The sequence below is a fragment of the Aquisalinus luteolus genome (genome assembly GCF_009712425.2).
In the GTDB taxonomy this organism is placed as follows: Bacteria; Pseudomonadota; Alphaproteobacteria; order Caulobacterales; family Parvularculaceae; genus Aquisalinus; species Aquisalinus luteolus.
Genome location: NZ_VCJR02000003.1, coordinates 1 through 18,495, shown reverse-complemented (window position 1 = coordinate 18,495; position 18,495 = coordinate 1). Strand labels below are relative to the sequence as shown.

Genomic DNA, 18,495 nt, shown 5'->3' with positions numbered 1-18,495 from the left:
CTATGTATCCTTAAGCTCGGTCTTTTAAACTCTGGTCAGGCCGGCCTGCATGACATGATCGAGCAGTTGCCGGTTGGTTGGCAGCCCGGCGAGAAAGCGCCGGGTCATGGTTCTAATATCATCAAGATGCCGTCTGGCGATGGCCGGATCGTCGAGCCGCCGCAACGTTTGCGGGGCAGCAGTCTCGAACCCCATGCCATACATGACATAAGCGTAGCTTGCGGCCGGGAAGATTTCCTGTATCTGCGGAAAATCGTCGCGCGAAGGCGGGCCGTGCCGCCAGCGCTCCAGCAATTCTGTAAGCCGCTCAGGCCATGTCGACCGGTCGAGATGGTCACGCCAGTATGGCTCAGTCCGTTGACTGAGGATATAATGGAGCTTGAGAAAGTCGACGATACGCGCCCAGCGATAGGCAAAGCGCCTGTTGAACTGCCCTGCCGAGCGTGTCATCTGTCCCTTTCCAAAAGACAGGAGACTACTGATCATGTCGGCGGAAAGCTCGACCATGACAATGGCAGATGCCTCCAGTGGCTCCACAAACCCCGATGACATACCGACAGCAACACAATTGCCGCGCCACGGCTCGCGCCGATAGGCGGATCGGAACCGGATCAGCCGGGCGTCCTCACTTCTGACGCCACTGCCCGGCGCCGTCTTCTCCAGATAGGCGTCGAGCCCGGCGCATGCCGCATCCTCGCTTATATGGTTTGACGAATGCACATAGCCGACGCCGCGGCGCGATTGCAGGCCGATGTCCCAGACCCACCCGGCTGAAAGCGCCGTACCCACTGTTTGAGATGCTATCGCCGAGAGTTCATCTTCATAGGGAACATGCAGGGCAAGCGCCCGGTCATTGAACAGAATATCGGATACGTCCGTCAACGGACTGTTGAAATGCTCGCCGATCAGCATTGCCCTGCTGCCGGTGCAATCGATGAAAAGGTCGCCGTCAACCGTTCCGTGCCCATCGGCTTGGATGGAGCTGATATGACCATTCTCAGTGCTGGAAACACTGGTCACGTTTGCCATGATATGGGTGACACCCAGGCGGGCGGTGCAATGCTCGCGCAGCAGCGTGGCAAAGGCACCGGCATCGAGGTGATAGGCATAATTGGCGACAGCGGCATATTCCGGGGTCGCTGCCTGTTTCGGGGCTTTTCCCTCGCGGCACAGGCTCACCTGTGCACTGATCGCTTCGCCAAAGGGCGTGCCTTCCGGCGCTGCGCGCCATACGGCAAGACAGGAAATATCGTCAGGGTCGGGCGGTGCGGTGAAGGGGTGGAAATAGCTGTCGCCCGCGCTGCCATCGACCCAGCCGTCGAAGCGGGAGCCCTGTTTGAAGCTGGCATTGCAGCGCCGGATGAAATCGGTTTCCGCGATTCCTATACGGCGCAGCGTGTCACGCAAGGACGGCCAGGTCCCCTCGCCTACACCAAGGATTGGCACATCGGGGGATTCGATCAGGGTGATGTCGAGACCGGCCTGTTTCCACGCGCAATGATCGGCAGCAAGAATGCCAGCTGTCAGCCAGCCGGCAGTGCCACCGCCAATGATCACGACACGTTTGATTGGCTTGTCCAAGCCTTGCCCTCCTCCCTTGTGGAGACTTATTTTCTTTTCCCGAGTGTAGAACAGTATGGCAGCGATGTTAACGCGGCATTGTCGTGTGACGGCATCAAGAAGCTGCCATTTCCTGCCCTGAAATATAAAAACCCCCCGCGGGTTAGCGCGGGGGGCCAGTACTCTTTCCGGGAAACTAGAAAGAGAAGCGTGCACCGACAGCGTAGCGGGGGCCTGTCTGTGTCGCAAAGTTCACATAGGCCGCCGATCTGCCAACGGTACGGGAGGTTTCGTTGGTGATGTTGATGCCTTCGGCAAAGACAGTGATCCTGTCGGTCACGTCATAGCTGGCATTCACATCAAGCTGTCCATAGTCTTCCACGTAAAGCGGGTTGTTTGCAGTACCGCTGACGCCGATAGCAGAGGTCAGGAACTTGTCGCGCCAATTATAGGCGGCCCGGACCTGGAAGCCATTCTTGTCGTAGAAACCGATGACGTTGTAGCTGTTCGACAGACCGAGAAGCGGTGTCTGCACATCGCCACTGATCGGTACGGACAGGTTGTCAAATTCGACATCACCATCAACCAGCGTGTAGTTCAGGATCCAGCCAAAGCCGGTGTCGCCGAGCAGGTGCTGCCAGGCAAATTCCCAGCCATCGACCGTCTTGGTTTGATCGTCATTGACCGGACGGGCAATGCGGAACTCAAGCAGCGGGTCCTCACCAGCTACACCGAAGATGTTACCTGTGTATGCGCCCGGCGTGCCGCCGGTGATCTCGAATGTCGACGGATCGGCATTCTCGAAGATCCACTGACGGATTGCTTCTGCATCGGTCGTGCCAAGAGCGGCTACGGCATCATTATAACGCTGGCCTTCATAGGGCGTGTACACATCAAACGGTGTCTGGCCTGTGATCACTTCATTGCCGATGAAATTCTCGACTTCCTTGTTGAAGTAACCGGCAGACACATAGCTGCCATCCTCGTAATACCATTCAGCTGACAGATCGATGTTTGTCGACAGGAATGGCTCAAGAGCCGGGTTGCCGGCGTTGCCTTGCGCACCATCAATCCGGAAGATGGCGGCAAAGGTCTGGCCACCCTGAATGTCCGCATAGCTCGGACGCGTCATCGTCTTGCTGTAGGAGGCACGCAGGACGACGTCATCACGCGGCTCGATCTGGAAATCCACCGCCGGAAGCACGAAATCATATTCGCCGGTCAGCTCAGTGAAATCGCGGTTTTCGGGGTTGTCGGTACCCAGGAAACCGAATTCGTTCGCAGCGTTCCAGATCGTTCCTGTCGGGAACGGTACGAGCGCCTCTGACGTGACTTCCGTCTCTTCATAGCGCACGCCACCGACGATGGAGGCCGGCCAGGCACCGAGCATGAACTCGGTATCCACCTCGAAGAAGCCTGCAAGGCTTTCTTCCTGCGTCCTGCGGTCTGTTTGGAGAATCGGATTGATGCAGGCACCGTTGCCGCCGCAGATCGGAGCGAAACCGCCAATCGGCTGATCCATCGCTGCGAGCAGTTTATCGAAATCGATGATGAAGAAGTCCTGGAACGTATCCTTGTAGCCATCGAACTGGTCGAAATTGCTCGCCAGATCGGCACGCTGCCAGATATCATCCGGATAATCCGCAGGGGTACCGACACCGCCCCAGCTGTCACGCTGGTTGTTGGAGAACGTCGAACGGTAGTCGTTCTTGGTCGAGGACACACCGAAATCGACGCTCTTCACGATGGAATTGTCGAACTCATAGGTACTGACCAGCTGGATCTGCTGGATCTCTGTCCGGATAGAGCTGTCCTGGAACGTCGAGCCGGTGCCGCGCATACGGTCTGCACTGATATCATTGAACGGATCGACCCATCCAAGAGACAGGCTCGGAAGGTCCGTAGAGAAATCAACGCCCTGGAAGTTCAGGGACAGGTCGGCCGTGCCGATCACTCCGGCGGTACCGTTCGGGCTGTCATTGCCGGACTCGGCGCTGGAATCATGAACATCGAGTTCGAAGCTCAGATTGTCCGTTGCTTCCCACTCGACGTTGAAGCCGAGGGACTTGTTCTCACTGACAGTGGCGAACTTTGCAGCGCCCATGGAAAGGTCCGTCGAGACGAAATCCTCGTTATAGAAGATGATGTCAGAGATTGGCCCGTCGCCCCATGCACTCGTCGTGTTGCCATGGTCAAACCAGACAGACAGGTCGGAGCGGCGCGTCTCGTTCTTGTTCTGTGAATAGAAATAGTCGAGCGTTGCCGTCAACGTCTCGATCGGGCGGTATTGCAGGGCCAACTGGCCGTTAATCCGTTCACGGCTGATGTCTGTCAGTGAATAGTTGGAGCTTTGCGGCACGGAATAGATGTCATCCGGGCCTGGCCGGTTGGTAACCTGCGTATCGGCAGGCGGCTGGGGCAGCGTACCCCAGTTGTTTTCGGAGCCGAGATAGGCACCGCGCCAGCCATCTGGTGTCGCGAACTGGGCAAAGCCGCTATCGCGCTTCTGATAGCTGCCAACGACCGCTACGCCGAAAGTGTCATCAGCGAAGGTGTTGGAGTAGATACCGGAATATTCCGGCGTGAACGACGTGCCATCACCAAGCTCGGTCACGGAATCATCGATGACGCCTTTTACACCAGCAGAGAAGCGCATACCCGGTGCGTCGAGCGGACGAGCCGTCAGGATGTTCAGTGTGGAACCGATACCGCCGGTCGGCACGGCAGCGCGGCCGGTCTTGTAGACTTCCACACTCGCAATGCCTTCTGAGGCGAGGTTGCCGAAATCGAAGCTGCGCGAGGCCGGTGCACCGCCGGTCAGGAAGGCGGTCGGCATCTGGCGACCATTGAGCAGGACGAGGTTGAAGTCCGGACCGAAGCCGCGAACGGTAACCTGGCTGCCCTCGCCGTTCTGGCGGTTGATGGAAACACCGGTGATCCGCTGCAGCGATTCAGCGAGGTTGGTGTCGGGGAACTTGCCGATGTCCTCTGCCGTGATGGCGTCGACGACGCCCTGCGAGTTACGCTTGACGTCGGAGGACGCTTCCAGCGACTGGCGGATACCCTGAATAACGATGACGTCTTCTGAGAAGCCCTGCGCGTCCTCAACGCTGTCCGCATCATCCTCTTGAGCCACGGCCGGCATTGCCAGCGACAGGGCCGAAACACCGCCCATCAGCGCGATGGAGAGCTTCACGCCCCTCAGGTTATTTGTCTTGATCATGTTTATTCCTCCCTCTGATTGTCGTTAGGTGGTTTGATTTTCTTGTCTTGAAACACCGGGTTCCACCATGCGCATTGCAGTGACAGATACGCGCCAAAAGCGGGATCGTTGCCCTGATCTTGCCCATTGAATGAACCGCAAGTCCGAATTCCTCCTTCCGTCTTCCACAGGCACATCCCGTGCTGACGGATATTTTTTTGCATGGTGATCCAATGCCTGTGCTGGCTTCAATTGATTTGCGGTGGGACGGACACATGCTGCGGCAAAACGGAAATGTTCAACGCTAACAATAGCTTTCCGGCTTTGCCTGTATGGCTTCCGGGGCACGACTCACGCGTCGTTTCATGTGTGCAGATACAAAAACGGACGGGCAACTCCTTGCCCGTCCGTGTAATGATAGCGCTATCGCAAGCTATCTTTGTCAGTTAGACGACCAGGTGAAGCTGCCGCCCAGGTCGGCCGCTGAAGACCCTCCGACATAAACCTCGAAGTCTCCATTCTCGACCTTGAAGTTTCCATACGGATCATAAAAGCCGAGCTCGGCGTCGGTAAGCTCGAAGGTTACAAGCGTGCTCTCGCCCGGCTCCAGCATGACCTTTTCAAACCCCTTCAGCTCCCGCACAGGCCTGACGACACTGGCAACGGGATCACGCAGATAGAGCTGCGCCACCTCCGTACCGGCAACATCGCCTGTATTTTCCAGCGTGACCGAGACCGTTACGGATCTGCCCCCCTGGGTGATTTCAAGGCCTGAATAGTTGAAGCCCGTATAGCTGAGGCCATGGCCGAAAGCATAGAGCGGCGTGTTCGGCAGGTCGTTATAGTGGGACCAGAACACCTCGTTCTCCAGTGGCCCGGGCCTGCCTGTCATCATGTAATTGTAGTAGACCGGAATCTGCCCGACCGAGCGCGGGAAGCTCATCGGCAGCTTGCCGCCGGGATTATGGTCACCGGTCAGGACGCTGGTTATGGCATGGCCGCTTTCATGACCAAGATGCCACGCCTGCACGATGGCAGGCACGTTGGCATCGGCCCAGTCGAGGATCAGCGGACGGCCGCTCATCACCACCAGCACCGTCTCCGGATTGGCAGCGTGGACAGCCTCGAGCAGTTCCTGTTGCACACCGGGCAGGCCGATATCCGATCGGGACCGCCCCTCACCGCTTTGCAGGCCATCCTCACCGAGGACCAGCACGACCTTGTCAGCCTTGCGGGCAGCGGCAACTGCGGCGTCAAAGCCGCTGCGGTCCGTCGTGTTGACGACAACCGGCTGGGGGAAGCCGGCCTCGCCGACCTCTACCGCCGCGCCCTCTCGATAGGTGAAACTGACGCCAGCGGCCTCGAACCCTTCCACGACGGACACGGCTGTCCCGGTCTCTCCGGCAGCCCGCCAGTTGCCGAGTGGCGTGTCCTTGTCGGCGGCCAGCGCCCCGATCAGCGCGACCTTCTCGCCCCCCTTCAGGGGAAGCAGGCTGGCCTTATTCTTCAGGAGCACGATAGAGTTTTTCGCGACGTCGAGCGCGACGGCGCGATGGTCCGGCGACATCAGGATATCCTCCTGATCCGGATCGTCGACATAGCGATACGGGTCCTTGAACAGCCCCAGCTCATGCTTGACGCGCAGGACGCGCCTGACGGCGTCATCGACAATCGCCATATCGACAGCGCCGCTTTCGACCAGACCGGCCAGGTGATCGCGATAGATATAGGATTCCATGTCCATGTCGGAGCCCGCCTCGATCGCCAGCTCCGCCGCATCGCGCGGCCCGGCGGCAAAGCCATGATCGATCATTTCCCGGCCCGACGCCCAGTCGGAGACGATGAACCCGTCAAATCCCCATGCCTCTTTCAGCAAGTCGCGCTGGAGATAGGCATCGCCCGTCGCCGGCACGCCATTGAGGATGTTGAACGAGTTCATTGCGGTGCGCACATCGGCTTCCTCGACGGCGGCCTTGAACGGCGGAAGGATCACGTTGTGCAGCGTCACGGTGCCGAAATCGGCGGTGTTGTAATCGCGTCCGCCCTCGGCAAAGCCATAGCCTGCCAGGTGCTTGATCGTTGCCGCGATGGTGTCGTCCGCTGACAGATCATCACCCTGAAAGCCCTTGACGCGGGCAACGGCGATGCGCGCACCGAGATAGGGATCTTCCCCCGCCCCTTCCATGACGCGACCCCAGCGCGGATCGCGGGAGATGTCGACCATCGGCGCGAAGGTCCAGTTCAGGCCCTGCGCGGCAGCCTCGACGGCGGCGATGCGGGCGCTCTGCTCGATCAGGTCGATATCCCAGCTTGCAGATTCGGCCAGGGGAATCGGGAAAATCGTCTTGTGACCGTGCACGACGTCATAGCCGAAAATCAGCGGGATACCGAGACGCGAATCCTCCACGGCCAGCTCCTGAACGGCCCGCACCTCGTCTCGACCGACGACGTTCAGCATCGAGCCGACCCGGCCTTCGCGCACCTGCTCGAATTTCTCCTCCTGCTCGCCGCCCTGCGGCGCCGGGCCGGTAGCGTCCCAGAAAGAGCTGTACTGGGTCAACTGGCCGACCTTCTCTTCCAGAGTCATTTCGGCGAGGAGCGCATCGATCTGCCCTTCGATGTCATCCTGCGCCATCAGGGCGACAGGGGAAGTGCCAGCCAGCACGGCTAGGCCAGCGAGGAATTGCTTGATCATTTTTTCCGTCCCAGAGATGTTTTGTCATTCATGCCCGCACTGCCTCCCCACAGGAAAAGGCAAAACAGACGTGAGGGAACGATTTATCGTTACGGACAATACCGCAACATGTCTGCGGTCGGTTGGCCGGTTAGTGCGGCAGGATGGATATTGCAAGGCACAATATTCCGCCCTTGGCTGAGGCTATGCCTCCCCCGTCAGGCGGTGAACGGCATCACGATAGCTGCGGCTGACCTTGACGGAACCACCATTAGTGAGCGTTACCAGGGCTTCTCCCTTGGCGAGCAAACGCACTTCACGCACATGGCGGGCCGAGATGATGGTGGAGCGGTGAACCCGCACGAACAATTCATCCGGCAACTGCTTTTCCAGGGCGCGCAATGTCCTGCGCAGGGCATATTCCCGCGATGGCGTATGAATCAGCGAATAATCGCCCGCCGCCTCGATGGAATAAACATCTTCATAGGGAATGAAATAGACGTGGCCGGCATCCTTTACCTTCAGCATGCCGCTGCGTTCCGGTTGCGGCGTATCGGACCGGTCACTGCCCGCCTCGGTCGACGCGATCAGGGAATGGAGCCTCTCGGCTTTTTCCACCGCTTTGCCGACCCGTTCAGGGTCAAGCGGCTTCATCAGATAGTCTATCGCATCGACACCAAAGGCATCGACGGCATACTCGGAATGGGCCGTGGCGAAGACCAGCAACGGCTTGGGGTCGACACTCATATGCCTCGAAGCATCGACACCGCCCAGTTCCGGCATCTCGATATCGAGCACGGCAAGGTCGATGCCGCCCTTGTTGATCACTTCCAGCGCTTCGAGAATGGATTGGCAGGAGATGACGATCTCTACGGCCCCGGTATCTTTCAACAGGGCCGTCGCCAGCTCCAGCGCCGGTAATTCATCGTCACAGACTACGGTTTTCAGCATATCTCCCAGCCTTGTCGGCCCCCTCGTTTCGGGGCGTGACTATAAGCGCCGTTCTCGATAGTGCAAATCCGTTTGTCATCATCCCTGAGATTGCCAGCTTGACTTGGCCCCGCGTCTGCTCCCACCCTGCCCCGATTGAAATGGACGAACTTCATGCAGACAGCCTTCGACCGATATATCCAGCCGCGCCTCGCCTCCCCCGGTCATCAGTACTGGCTGTTCCAGATCGCCGGCTGGTCTGCCATGACGATGCTGAGCTATTTCAGCCTGACATTATGGTACAATCCGGGCCAGTGGGAGCCTGCCTTTCACACCATCCTGCAATCGATCCTTGGCCTCATTGTCAGCCACCCCCTGCGCTGGATCGCATCGGCGGCATGGGAAAAGCCCATGATCAACCGTATCCTGATCAATGTCGGGGCGATCATCGGCGCGAGCCTGGCCTGGACCTTCCTGCGCCTCGTCACCTTCCAGTGGCTGACCGGCGAAATCGTGAACCCGAAGGATTACGGTGGCTGGCTGTTTGCCTCCGTCATCGTCTTCGGCTCATGGATCTTCTGTTACCACGCGCTGAAATATTACCGCCAGCTGATGGAACAGAGGGAACTCGCCATCGCGGCCCATCGCGATGTCCTGGAAGCCAAGAACCTTGCCCAGGAGGAAAGCGTCAAGCGCCTTACCGCCGAAAGCCTCTATCGCGAGGCGCGCCTGCGCATGCTGAAATACCAGATCAACCCGCACTTCCTGTTCAATGCGCTGAATTCCGTCACCCTTCTCGTGCGCAAGGGCGAGGCCGACAACGCGACCCAGATGCTTTCGCGCATCGCAGACTTCCTGCGCGTCAGCCTCGAACATAATGACGAGCTGGAACATACGCTGGAAGAAGAGATCGAGGTGCTCGACCTGTATCTCAGCATCGAAAAACTGCGCTTCGGGGATCGTCTGCAGACAGAGTTTTCACTGACCCCCGAAGCCGAACGGTTTATCGTCCCCAGCTTCCTGCTGCAGCCTCTTTTCGAGAACGCGATGAAATATGCGGTCGGGCGCAGCCTGAAACCGACACGGATCACCATGGAAGGTCATGTCGAGAATGGCTGGCTGGAGCTGTGCATCGCGGACACAGGGCCCGGCATCGATTTTGGCAAGACCGGTGAGGACGAGCGTTCCACCGGCATCGGCCTGCGCAATGTCGAACAGCGCCTGAAGTCATCCTACCGCGACAATTTCCGCTTCAGCCTTGAGCCAAATGAGCCCCACGGACTGAAGATCAACCTGGCGATCCGCGACGGCCAGCCCCGCCTGCCCGATGCGGAAAAGGTCGCACAGACCGGCAATGAAGACGCGGTCGTCTAGGTCAGTGCGGTAATTGGTGCGGCCGAGAGGACTGACCTCAAGCCGAACAGGCACATCTCAAACATTCCATGAAGCAAGCATGGCCTCCCTGATACAGCCTGACGGGGAAAGTCTGAACGACCTGTTTGAAATCCTATCAGATTGGGAACATCAGCTTCAAGAACAAAAAATAAACTTCGAGGAGCTGGGCCTATGAGCGACACAAAATCCCTCTCCTCCCCGAAGAAATCCACGCCGCTATCGATACGTCTCACCGCAGAAGAACGCGCTTGGATGCAGCGTCAGTCAAATGGCGGCTCGCTCAGTGCCTTTGCCCGCGAACGCATCTTCGGACGCAAATCGTTCAATAACAGCGCAGGCAGCCGGTCAATTCATCCGGACAAGGTCGCAATGGCGCAAGCCCTTGCTCTGCTCGGCAAGTCGCGAATGTCCGAGAGCTTCAACGCGCTGGCCGAGTCCGCTCGCATTGGGGCGCTGCCAGTGCACGAGGAAACCGAGAAGGCCATCAACGAAGCTTGCAAGCAAGTGGCGTATATCAAGTCCTTGCTGATGGCGGCGCTTGGCATCAAGGAGCACTAGCCTCTTGATCATCGTTGCATCACAGCGGGGCGGCGGGAAGCAGCTCGGCCAGCACCTTCTCAATGCTCGGGATAATGAACATGTTGAGGTACATGACATTAGGGGCTTCGCCTCGCGCGATGTCGTGGGCGCGTTCAAGGAGGCTTATGCCGTATCAAAGGGCACGCGCTGCAAGCAATTCCTGTTCTCCGTTTCCTTCAATCCCCCTGAAACAGAACACGCCGATATCGCGGCTTTTGAAGATGCGATCGGCAGGGTCGAAGAGCGCAATGGCCTGAGCGGTCAGCCGCGCGTGATCGTCTTCCATGAGAAGGAAGGCCGCAGACATGCCCATGCCGTCTGGTCGCGCATCGATGCGGAGACGATGACGGCCAGACAGATGAGCCATTTCAAGGCCAAGTGCACTGACATCTCACGCGAGCTGTATTTGGATCATGGCTGGAAAATGCCCAAGGGCCTGATGAGCGCCAAGGAGAAAGACCCGCGCAACTTCACACTGGAAGAATGGCAGCAGGCAAAGCGCGTGGGCTACCACGCGTGGGTCCTGAAACAGACCGTCCAGGAATGCTGGGCCGTTTCCGATTCCAGGGCGGGCTTTGCCTCGGCGCTGGAAGAGCGCGGCATGAAGCTCGCCCGTGGAGACAGGCGCGGCCATGTCATCGTGACCCATGAGGGCGAAGTCCTCTCCGTTGCCCGGTATGCCGGGCAGAACACAAAGGACGTACGCGCCCGGCTTGGCGATGAGCAGGCCCTCCCCTCGGTTGAACGGACGAAAGAGACCTTCACGCAGGAACTGACGGCGCAGGCAAAGCGGCACCTTGATGAACAGGAACAGAAGCAGGCGGCGGAAATGGCACCGCTGCTTCAGCGCCGCGATGTCATGCGCGACGCCCACAGCGCTGAGCGGGAAAAACTGAAAGCCGGACAAGCAGAGCGCTGGGAGGCGGAATGTAGAGATCGAGCGGCGCGACTGAACTCAGGACTTCGCGGTCTGTGGGACCGTCTCAACGGTTCCCATGCGCAAACGAAGCGGCAAAATGAGCGAGAAGCCTATGAAGCCCTGCAGCGGGACAGAAAGCAGAAACAGGACCTCATCAACGCCCAGCTTGCCGACCGGCAAAGGCTGCAAGCTCTTATCCGGCAACAACGCGCCGAGGCGACGAGAGAGCGGCTGGAAATCCACAAGAGGCTGGACGATCTCAGGAAAGGCCGACTGGAGCAGAAAAAACCAAAGCCCAAACACAGACCGACCCCGGCGCAGACGAAATCCTCAAAACCATCCTTCGACCGCGCCAACCAAGCGCAGTCCTCGCCGCAAGACAGGCTGGCAAAACTCCGTCAGCAGGATCTAGGCACAACCTCAGATCGCCTGCAGCAATTACGCCAACGCCAACAAAAGCCTGCGCCAAAGCGCGACGGCCCTGACATGGAAAGGTAAATCAATTATGGGGAGCTATGCTCCCCTGCCACATGGCGAATGTGGGGGTAGCAAGGGCAAGGAGGCTCCGAACGAGGCTCCGCGCCGCAAGGCGTGGATACGTTTGGATGCCTTTCCCGCGCGAGGGGCGAAGCCCCTATGATTTTTTGCCAGCCATGGTCAGTGTCAAGAGCTAATAGGAGGTGGTATAAATATGGGATGGATAATCTATCGACGGCAGACAGACGAAAAACGATGAGGTCGGTTCGCTCCAAAGACACCGGCCCGGAGATGCGTATACGAAGGATACTTCATAAAGCTGGTTATAGATATCGTCTCCATCGTTCCGACCTTCCCGGCAAACCCGATTTGGTTTTCTCAACTCGTAGGAAGGTTATTTTTGTTCATGGATGTTTTTGGCACGGGCATCATTGCAAAAAGGGCACGCCACCTTCTTCTAACAAAGAGTTTTGGGAACCCAAACTAGCCCGGAACCGGGAACGTGATATTGAGAACCTTCAGAAGCTGACAAAGATGAGGTGGAACACGCTTACTCTGTGGGAATGTGAGATTAAATCAATGCAGGACACGGAGATTCTGGAACTCGCTGTGGAGTTTTTAAGACAGTGAAACCAATACCTTCTTTCCGCTACGCTTGTCGAGCCAACCGTCTTTTGACCAAACAATATCACCGCGATGCACTGCATCGTGATGTACATTGCAAAGAGCGATCAGATTTTCTGCCTCATTGTCCCCGCCTTTAACGTGGTCAACGATATGGTGGATTTCGAGAAATTTTCTGGGATCTTCGCGGTCACGTTGCTCACGCGTCCAGCCGCAAAATGTGCAAGCAAATCCGTCTCTTTCGAGCACGTTTACTCGGATATCGTCTTTGATGTGACGATCGTGCTCCTCGGCCTGCTTATCCTCCTCAAGAAGATACTCACCAACGCCTAAATCATCACGGCCCTGCATTCTCGTTACGACGGGCCAACCGTCTTCTGTGCGAAGCTCACGGGAACGACGCGCCCACTCCTTCTTATTATTTGCCAAGTAACGTAACTCTTCGCCGGTAACGACTCGGCCTGCGTTTGCACGCAGGAACTCCAAGATTTTCGACTTAACTCCACCCGGCTTTTTACGAATCTCATTGAGCTGGTTCCAGCGCAAAGCCGCCTCTCGATCCTGCTCCTCACGCATGAGAATATAGTGATTGGGTTTGATGCTATCGGGATCAATACCCGTGTCGGCCTGCAAAGCCTCAATGACTTCCGGTTGCTCTGACGTGAGCTGCTTGATTGTTACGCCCGTATAGATTGTCCAACCAAATTGAACGCGCAACTCGCGAACACGCCGAGCCCATTCCCCAATTCCCGAAACGACCATCAACTCGTCACCATCGATTAGCGTCTTGGGGTAGCGCTGCAAATAACTCAGAATTCGGTCTCTCGCAGCGTCCTTTCCCTCCATCGGGATTAAGCCGCTGCCAAGATCGCGCAGACAATAAACTGCGGGCACCAAGGACCGAACTTGTTCGCGCAGATCGCTATCGTCCAAGCGATCTAAAAAATTATCGAGAAGACTCTTAAGCTCTTCGACTTTAATTTTGGGGTTTGTTGCTGCGCGGGATCGTCGTGCCATGCCACCTATGCCGACTTCTTGAGCGGCATCAGTGCCAGTTTAACTTCTTGAGCGATTGCGCCAGCAAGTGCTGGCGGCACCGCATTTCCTATCTGCCGTGCAATCTCGACTTTTGAGCCCACAAATATGAAGTCGTCAGGGAATCCCATCAAACGTGCAGCCTCGCGATGAGTGATTGGTCGATGCTGATCTGGGTGTAGGTAACGACCTTTCTCCGGTTTGAAAAATTCTGTTCGGATCGTGACGGATGGACGATCCCACCAAAGCCGGCCGAACAAATCCGTACCGCCACTTTTTTTCCTGATCCAGCAAGCAGGTGTGATTTCAGGCGCGTTCCGTTGGAGATCAAACCTGTTTCCGCCGGGTGGAACAGCTTTGTAACGCTCAATGCTTTTCGCCGTAGGGTTTCGCTTGATGTGCAAATCAAGCGGTGCCTCGCCAGCTATCTCGGTCTCCGTCGGCTTTGGAAGGTCTGAGATGACATCTCGTACCGTGCGCCATCTCGGCAAATTAGTCTCTTCAGGTGAAGCCGAATGGCTGGGGGTAGGAAACATCGGCTCAAACGATAAATTCCTCCAGCCGAAGATAATCGTGCGTTTCCGTGTTTGCGGCGCCCCATAGTCAGCAGCATTCAAAATCGTCTTGCTGCAAACGAAGCCGTATTCGGCTGCCTTTTCAAAAATGTCGTCAGCCTCCGGAGACTTATAGAGCTCCGCTACATTCTCCATCACAAACATGCGAGCGCCCGAGAGATTCGCAATCTCGATAAAGGGCTCCCAGAGTGCCCGCCTCGCGTCGCCGTCACGCTGCTTATTCAGTAAGCTAAATCCCTGGCAGGGAGGCCCCCCGATCACGACATCGGCGGCAGGGACTTTATGCTCATCAAGCCAATTTTCGATGTCCGCGCAGACGGCTTCGCCTGAGAAATTTTGATTGTGCGTCTCCACGGCGCTTGGATCGTTGTCCAGAGCGAACACAACATCGAAACCGCCGCCGAAACGGCCGTCTTCAAAACCGAGGGACATCCCTCCAGCACCTGAAAATAGATCTATAACGCGCAAGCTCATCCGATTTTGATCCACTGATTCGAGAAAATACTCAGCTACGCAGGAGTAGCGAGTTGATTCGATCTAAGTTTAACGCAACCTCGAAAAAAGAACAATATGAGAACTTATGTTGATGACTCACTCTGAGAACGCCAACCCTTCTTCGCTGGGGAGTCATGTAGCTTAGGCAGATAGCTGTTTGGACCAACCCTGATTTATTGCTTCGTTCGAGATAGTTGCATTCTCACTTTGGTAGATGGCAGAATTACTACACTCGCAGGGGTGGAGCGCATGATTGAAGAAATACATCTGGCCAATGAAGGGGCTTACGATGCCGAAGGCACCCGCCTTCACGGTCTGAAGGCGCTCAACTTTGTCTTCGGGCCGAACGGGTCTGGCAAAACGACGATTTCCCGTATCATCGACGGCACGGAAACCTACCCTGACAGCACGGTGACATGGAGAGCGGGCAACCAGCTGGAGACTCTCGTCTATAACCGTGACTTCATCAAAAGGCATTTCGATACGGAAAGCAGTATCAAGGGCATTTACACCTTCGGCGAAAACATTGAAGTCGCCGAAAAGATCAAGTCATTAAAAGCCGATGCCGATGAGATCGGCACCAAGCTGGCCGCATTGAAGAAGACGCTGTCCGGCGAAGACGGCAACGGAGGTAAACAAAAGGAACACAACGATCTGAAAAGCCAGTTGGTTGAGGATGTCTGGACAGCAAAGAAGTACCTTGATGATCTGAGTGACGCCTTTTCCGGGCTAAACAACAACAAGAAAAACTTCTGTACGCGCTATCTGGCCGAAGCCGAGAACAATCATACCGAACTGCGGGACATTGGCGAACTGCGCGAGGATGCAACAACCGTATTCTCCAGTACCCTTATCGAAGCGGCAACTTTGCCGCAGCCGGACAATTCCGCTCTCGCCTCGCTCGAGAACGATGCAATCCTTTCTAAGAAAGTCATTGGCAAGGAAGATGTCGATATCGCGGCCCTGATTGAAAAACTCGGCAACAGTGACTGGGTTCAGCAAGGACGGGAGTATTTCAACAAGCTGGATGATCAGTGTCCATTCTGCCAGCAAAAGACGGACGCGGCATTCCGCCAAAGTCTCGAAGACTATTTCGATGAAAGCTACGTCGCTGATTTGGCTGCGATTGACCGGCTGCTTGATGACTATGAATCCAAGGCGAAGGCACTGTTGGACAGCTATGGCGTGTCGGCCGTCGTGGATTCCGCCTTACTCGATCGGGACCTGTTTGATAAAGACCTGGCAACGTTGCGCCTCGCGCTTGAGAACAACATCGACCGCATAAGGGGCAAAAAGAAAGAACCCAGCGCACCGGTTACACTCAAAGATACAAAACCGCTTTTGGCCGCAGTGGATACCCACATCGGCGCTGCGAACACGAAGGTTAAAGCGAACAACGACACGCTACATAATCTGGACGCTCGCAAGAGGGAGCTATCTTCACAAATCTGGAGGCGCTTGCTGGAAGATACGAAGGCAACCTACGACAGATACAAGAAAGCCAGCGGCAATCTTGAGGCGGCAATTACGAGCCTCAGCGGACAAATCCAGCAGCGCAAAAACGAGCTGGAAGCCAAGAATAGTGAGATAGAGGAGAAAGAGCGCCAGATCACCAGCATCAAGCCGACGATTGATGCTATCAACAAGCTGCTAAAGTCGTTCGGGTTTATGAACTTCTATCTCGTAGAAAGCGCGGACAACGGCTTTTACGAGGTCAAGCGGCCCGGTGGCGAAGATGCGAAGGACACATTGAGCGAAGGCGAAAAATCCTTCATCACCTTCCTGTATTTTTATCACCTGATAAAAGGATCGTTCTCGGCGAGCGGCGCGACAACGGACCGAATTGTGGTGTTCGACGACCCAGTTTCGAGTCTTGACGCTGATATATTGTTCATCGTGTGTAATCTCATCAAGGGCATCGTTAATGAGATGCGCGAAGGGAACAGTGCGATCAAACAAGTCTTTGTACTGACCCATAATATATATTTCCACAAGGAAATCACGTTCAACAAAAAACGCAGCGGTGCTGATGCGTTCCAAGATGAAACTTTCTGGATCATCCGCAAATCTGCCGACCGCTCTGAGCTGCTGGCCTCTGAGGAAAATCCGATCCGGTCGAGCTATGAGCTATTGTGGCGGGAAGTAAAGCAAAAGCCACCTTCCGATGCGGCGATCCAGAACACCTTGCGTCGCATCCTAGAACACTACTTCAAATTCTTCGGCGGCATAACGCCAGACAACATCATTGAGAAATTTGAGGGGCAGGACAAGCTGATCTGTGGCTCACTCTTCTCATGGATCAATGACGGCTCTCATTTTGCCAACGACGATCTCTATATGTCCTGCGATCCGGGGCAAATAGGGCGTTATCTCGCCGTGTTCCAGCGTATATTTGAAGAGTCCGGCCATGCCGGGCATTACAAGATGATGATGGGTAACGATTATACCGCGTTGCCTGCCACGAACGGACCAGAAGATCAGCGCGTTGTCGCCAATGATAAAATAGCCGAAGCCGCTTCACCTGAATCTGGATCGAACCGGCCTCCATCACAAAGTTTCCATGCCGGAGCCAATCGGTGAATGGGTTGTGGGTATGGATCACCGACAATTTCAACAGCCGCGAGTTGGCCGGAGCTATTTGGCTGATTGCCTTCCTTACTTTCTTCCTATTCAAGAAAGACGTTCGACGGTCCTTAGCAGACGTTATTCGTGCCGCTTTGAACCACAAGTTTTTGATACTGTTTTCCGGCTTTGCCGCTAACGTGGCGATTCTGTCGTGGCTCGGCACGCTTCCCAAAATGTGGGACTTTGGCCTACTTACGCCGACAATCGTCTGGTATTTTCTCGGCGGCCTGCCTCTGCTGGCACGGGCGTTCGATGCTAAGGAAGGCAGCCAGCATTTCCAAGGCTATGCAAAAGACGCTTTAAGCGGAACAGCGCTTCTAGAATTCATCTTCGTCGCAAAAACTTTCAGTTTGCCGGTCGAGCTGGTACTGACACCCATCATCACTGTGATCGCCATGATGGTGGTAGTTTCGCAACGAAATCCGGAGCACGCAGCCGCCAATAAGTTTCTGACTTGGGTTTTGTCCATCATTGTCCTCGTGATCATGTGGAATTCAATTTCCCAGATATGGGCCGAGCGTGGGAGCTTCTTCACGACGGCAACATTCAAAAGCTTTATTCTGCCTGTCTACCTCACTATCGGCTCGATCCCTTTCTTCTATGCCATGCACTGCTATTCGCACATTGAAGAAGCGCTTATCCAGATCGACCGGAAAACATTCCAGTCGGACGAGCTAAAGAGGTATGCGAAGAAGCGTTTTTTCCTGACATTCATGACCCGCCCTTGGCTGATACGGCAAGCAACACGGCAATTCCATATTATGCCCGCTAAGGAAACGCAGGATGTCGACAAAATCATCAACGGCATTCTCGATTACGAACGGGAATCGCAAAACCCTCCGGACGTCGATATGAGGGAAGGATGGAGTCCCCATGCGGCTAGGGAGTTTCTATCTGATGAAGAACTTCGAACAGGCGACTACCACGCAGGTTACGACGGCGAAGAGTGGTGGTCAGGGGTCATCGCAAAGGAACTTGATGACAGTGTGCTTCCGAGCTACGTCAACTATTCGTTTTCCGGCATTAAAGGCCTCGTAAAGCGTTTGAAGCTGAAAGGCCATTTCATCGAAGAGTTTACAACTGACGTTTCGCTGGCAGAATTCAGCCGGCTTGCGGTGAGACTTATTGACATTGCAGTAGATAAAGACACCGACGATATTGCTGACAAGATATGGAACCGCGAAGAATTCGCAGCTTCGATAGGAGCAAACCACATACAATTCAAAAAGGAACCGTTTCCAAATAAACGAGGGTATGAACTGATCCTTGAAATCGAGAAATAGGTGCGGATATCGGGTCACAGCACCTGACGCGCATCCAAACCGCGTATGTGTGGATGGCCTCCGCGATGCAAGGGCAAATTTTGGAATGTTGACGAGAATGCGAATGGCAGCGTGCATGTGTC

General features: G+C 55.9%; 12 protein-coding genes. 6 read left to right on the top strand and 6 right to left on the bottom strand.

All coding sequences use genetic code 11. The features are described 5' to 3' along the window. Positions 1–24: 24 nt before the first annotated feature. The 4 genes from FF098_RS13435 to FF098_RS13420 form a co-directional block, all read right to left on the bottom strand. On the bottom strand, positions 25–1,581 hold the full coding sequence (locus FF098_RS13435; RefSeq protein ID WP_155141448.1) for a tryptophan halogenase family protein: 1,557 nt from the start codon (positions 1,579–1,581) through the stop codon (positions 25–27). 175 nt (positions 1,582–1,756) lie between these two features. Beyond that, on the bottom strand, positions 1,757–4,783 hold the full coding sequence (locus FF098_RS13430) for a TonB-dependent receptor (RefSeq protein ID WP_155141446.1): 3,027 nt from the start codon (positions 4,781–4,783) through the stop codon (positions 1,757–1,759). 421 nt (positions 4,784–5,204) lie between these two features. Further along, the gene (bglX, locus tag FF098_RS13425; protein ID WP_155141444.1) at positions 5,205–7,457 is read right to left on the bottom strand and encodes a beta-glucosidase BglX; all 2,253 of its coding nucleotides are present in this window, start codon (positions 7,455–7,457) and stop codon (positions 5,205–5,207) included. Between the two features lie 183 nt (positions 7,458–7,640). Next, positions 7,641–8,387, bottom strand: coding sequence for a LytR/AlgR family response regulator transcription factor (locus FF098_RS13420; protein ID WP_155141443.1), 747 nt, complete (start codon positions 8,385–8,387; stop codon positions 7,641–7,643). A 153-nt stretch (positions 8,388–8,540) separates the two neighbouring features. On the opposite strand from FF098_RS13420, the gene FF098_RS13415 reads away from it, so the two are divergent. From FF098_RS13415 to FF098_RS18050, 4 genes are all read left to right on the top strand, one after another. Beyond that, on the top strand, positions 8,541–9,740 hold the full coding sequence (locus FF098_RS13415; RefSeq protein ID WP_155141441.1) for a sensor histidine kinase: 1,200 nt from the start codon (positions 8,541–8,543) through the stop codon (positions 9,738–9,740). Positions 9,741–9,932: 192 nt separating this feature from the next. Further along, positions 9,933–10,319, top strand: coding sequence for a hypothetical protein (locus FF098_RS13410; protein ID WP_155141440.1), 387 nt, complete (start codon positions 9,933–9,935; stop codon positions 10,317–10,319). A 4-nt stretch (positions 10,320–10,323) separates the two neighbouring features. After that, entirely contained in the window at positions 10,324–11,757 is a 1,434-nt protein-coding gene (locus FF098_RS13405; protein WP_155141438.1) for a relaxase/mobilization nuclease domain-containing protein, read from the top strand. 138 nt (positions 11,758–11,895) lie between these two features. Then, the gene (locus FF098_RS18050; protein WP_413228465.1) at positions 11,896–12,366 is read left to right on the top strand and encodes a very short patch repair endonuclease; all 471 of its coding nucleotides are present in this window, start codon (positions 11,896–11,898) and stop codon (positions 12,364–12,366) included. On the opposite strand, the gene FF098_RS13395 is transcribed toward FF098_RS18050, so the two are convergent. Both FF098_RS13395 and FF098_RS13390 read right to left on the bottom strand, forming a co-directional pair. Next, a complete protein-coding gene (locus FF098_RS13395) occupies positions 12,355–13,377 on the bottom strand; it encodes an HNH endonuclease (protein ID WP_155141434.1) in 1,023 nt (340 codons plus the stop codon). The genes FF098_RS18050 and FF098_RS13395 overlap by 12 nt on opposite strands. Before the next feature lie 5 nt (positions 13,378–13,382). Then, the gene (locus tag FF098_RS13390; protein ID WP_155141432.1) at positions 13,383–14,444 is read right to left on the bottom strand and encodes a DNA cytosine methyltransferase; all 1,062 of its coding nucleotides are present in this window, start codon (positions 14,442–14,444) and stop codon (positions 13,383–13,385) included. 270 nt (positions 14,445–14,714) lie between these two features. Between FF098_RS13390 and FF098_RS13385 the strand changes: the two genes are divergently transcribed. Next, positions 14,715–17,045 (top strand): AAA family ATPase, encoded by a 2,331-nt coding sequence (locus tag FF098_RS13385; RefSeq protein WP_155141430.1) that lies wholly within the window; start codon positions 14,715–14,717, stop codon positions 17,043–17,045. Further along, positions 17,042–18,373 carry a hypothetical protein gene (locus tag FF098_RS13380; RefSeq protein WP_155141428.1) on the top strand — a complete coding sequence of 444 codons (1,332 nt, stop codon included), beginning with the start codon at positions 17,042–17,044 and terminating at the stop codon, positions 18,371–18,373. The genes FF098_RS13385 and FF098_RS13380 overlap by 4 nt, the downstream gene beginning before the upstream one ends. The last annotated feature ends 122 nt before the right edge of the window (positions 18,374–18,495 follow it).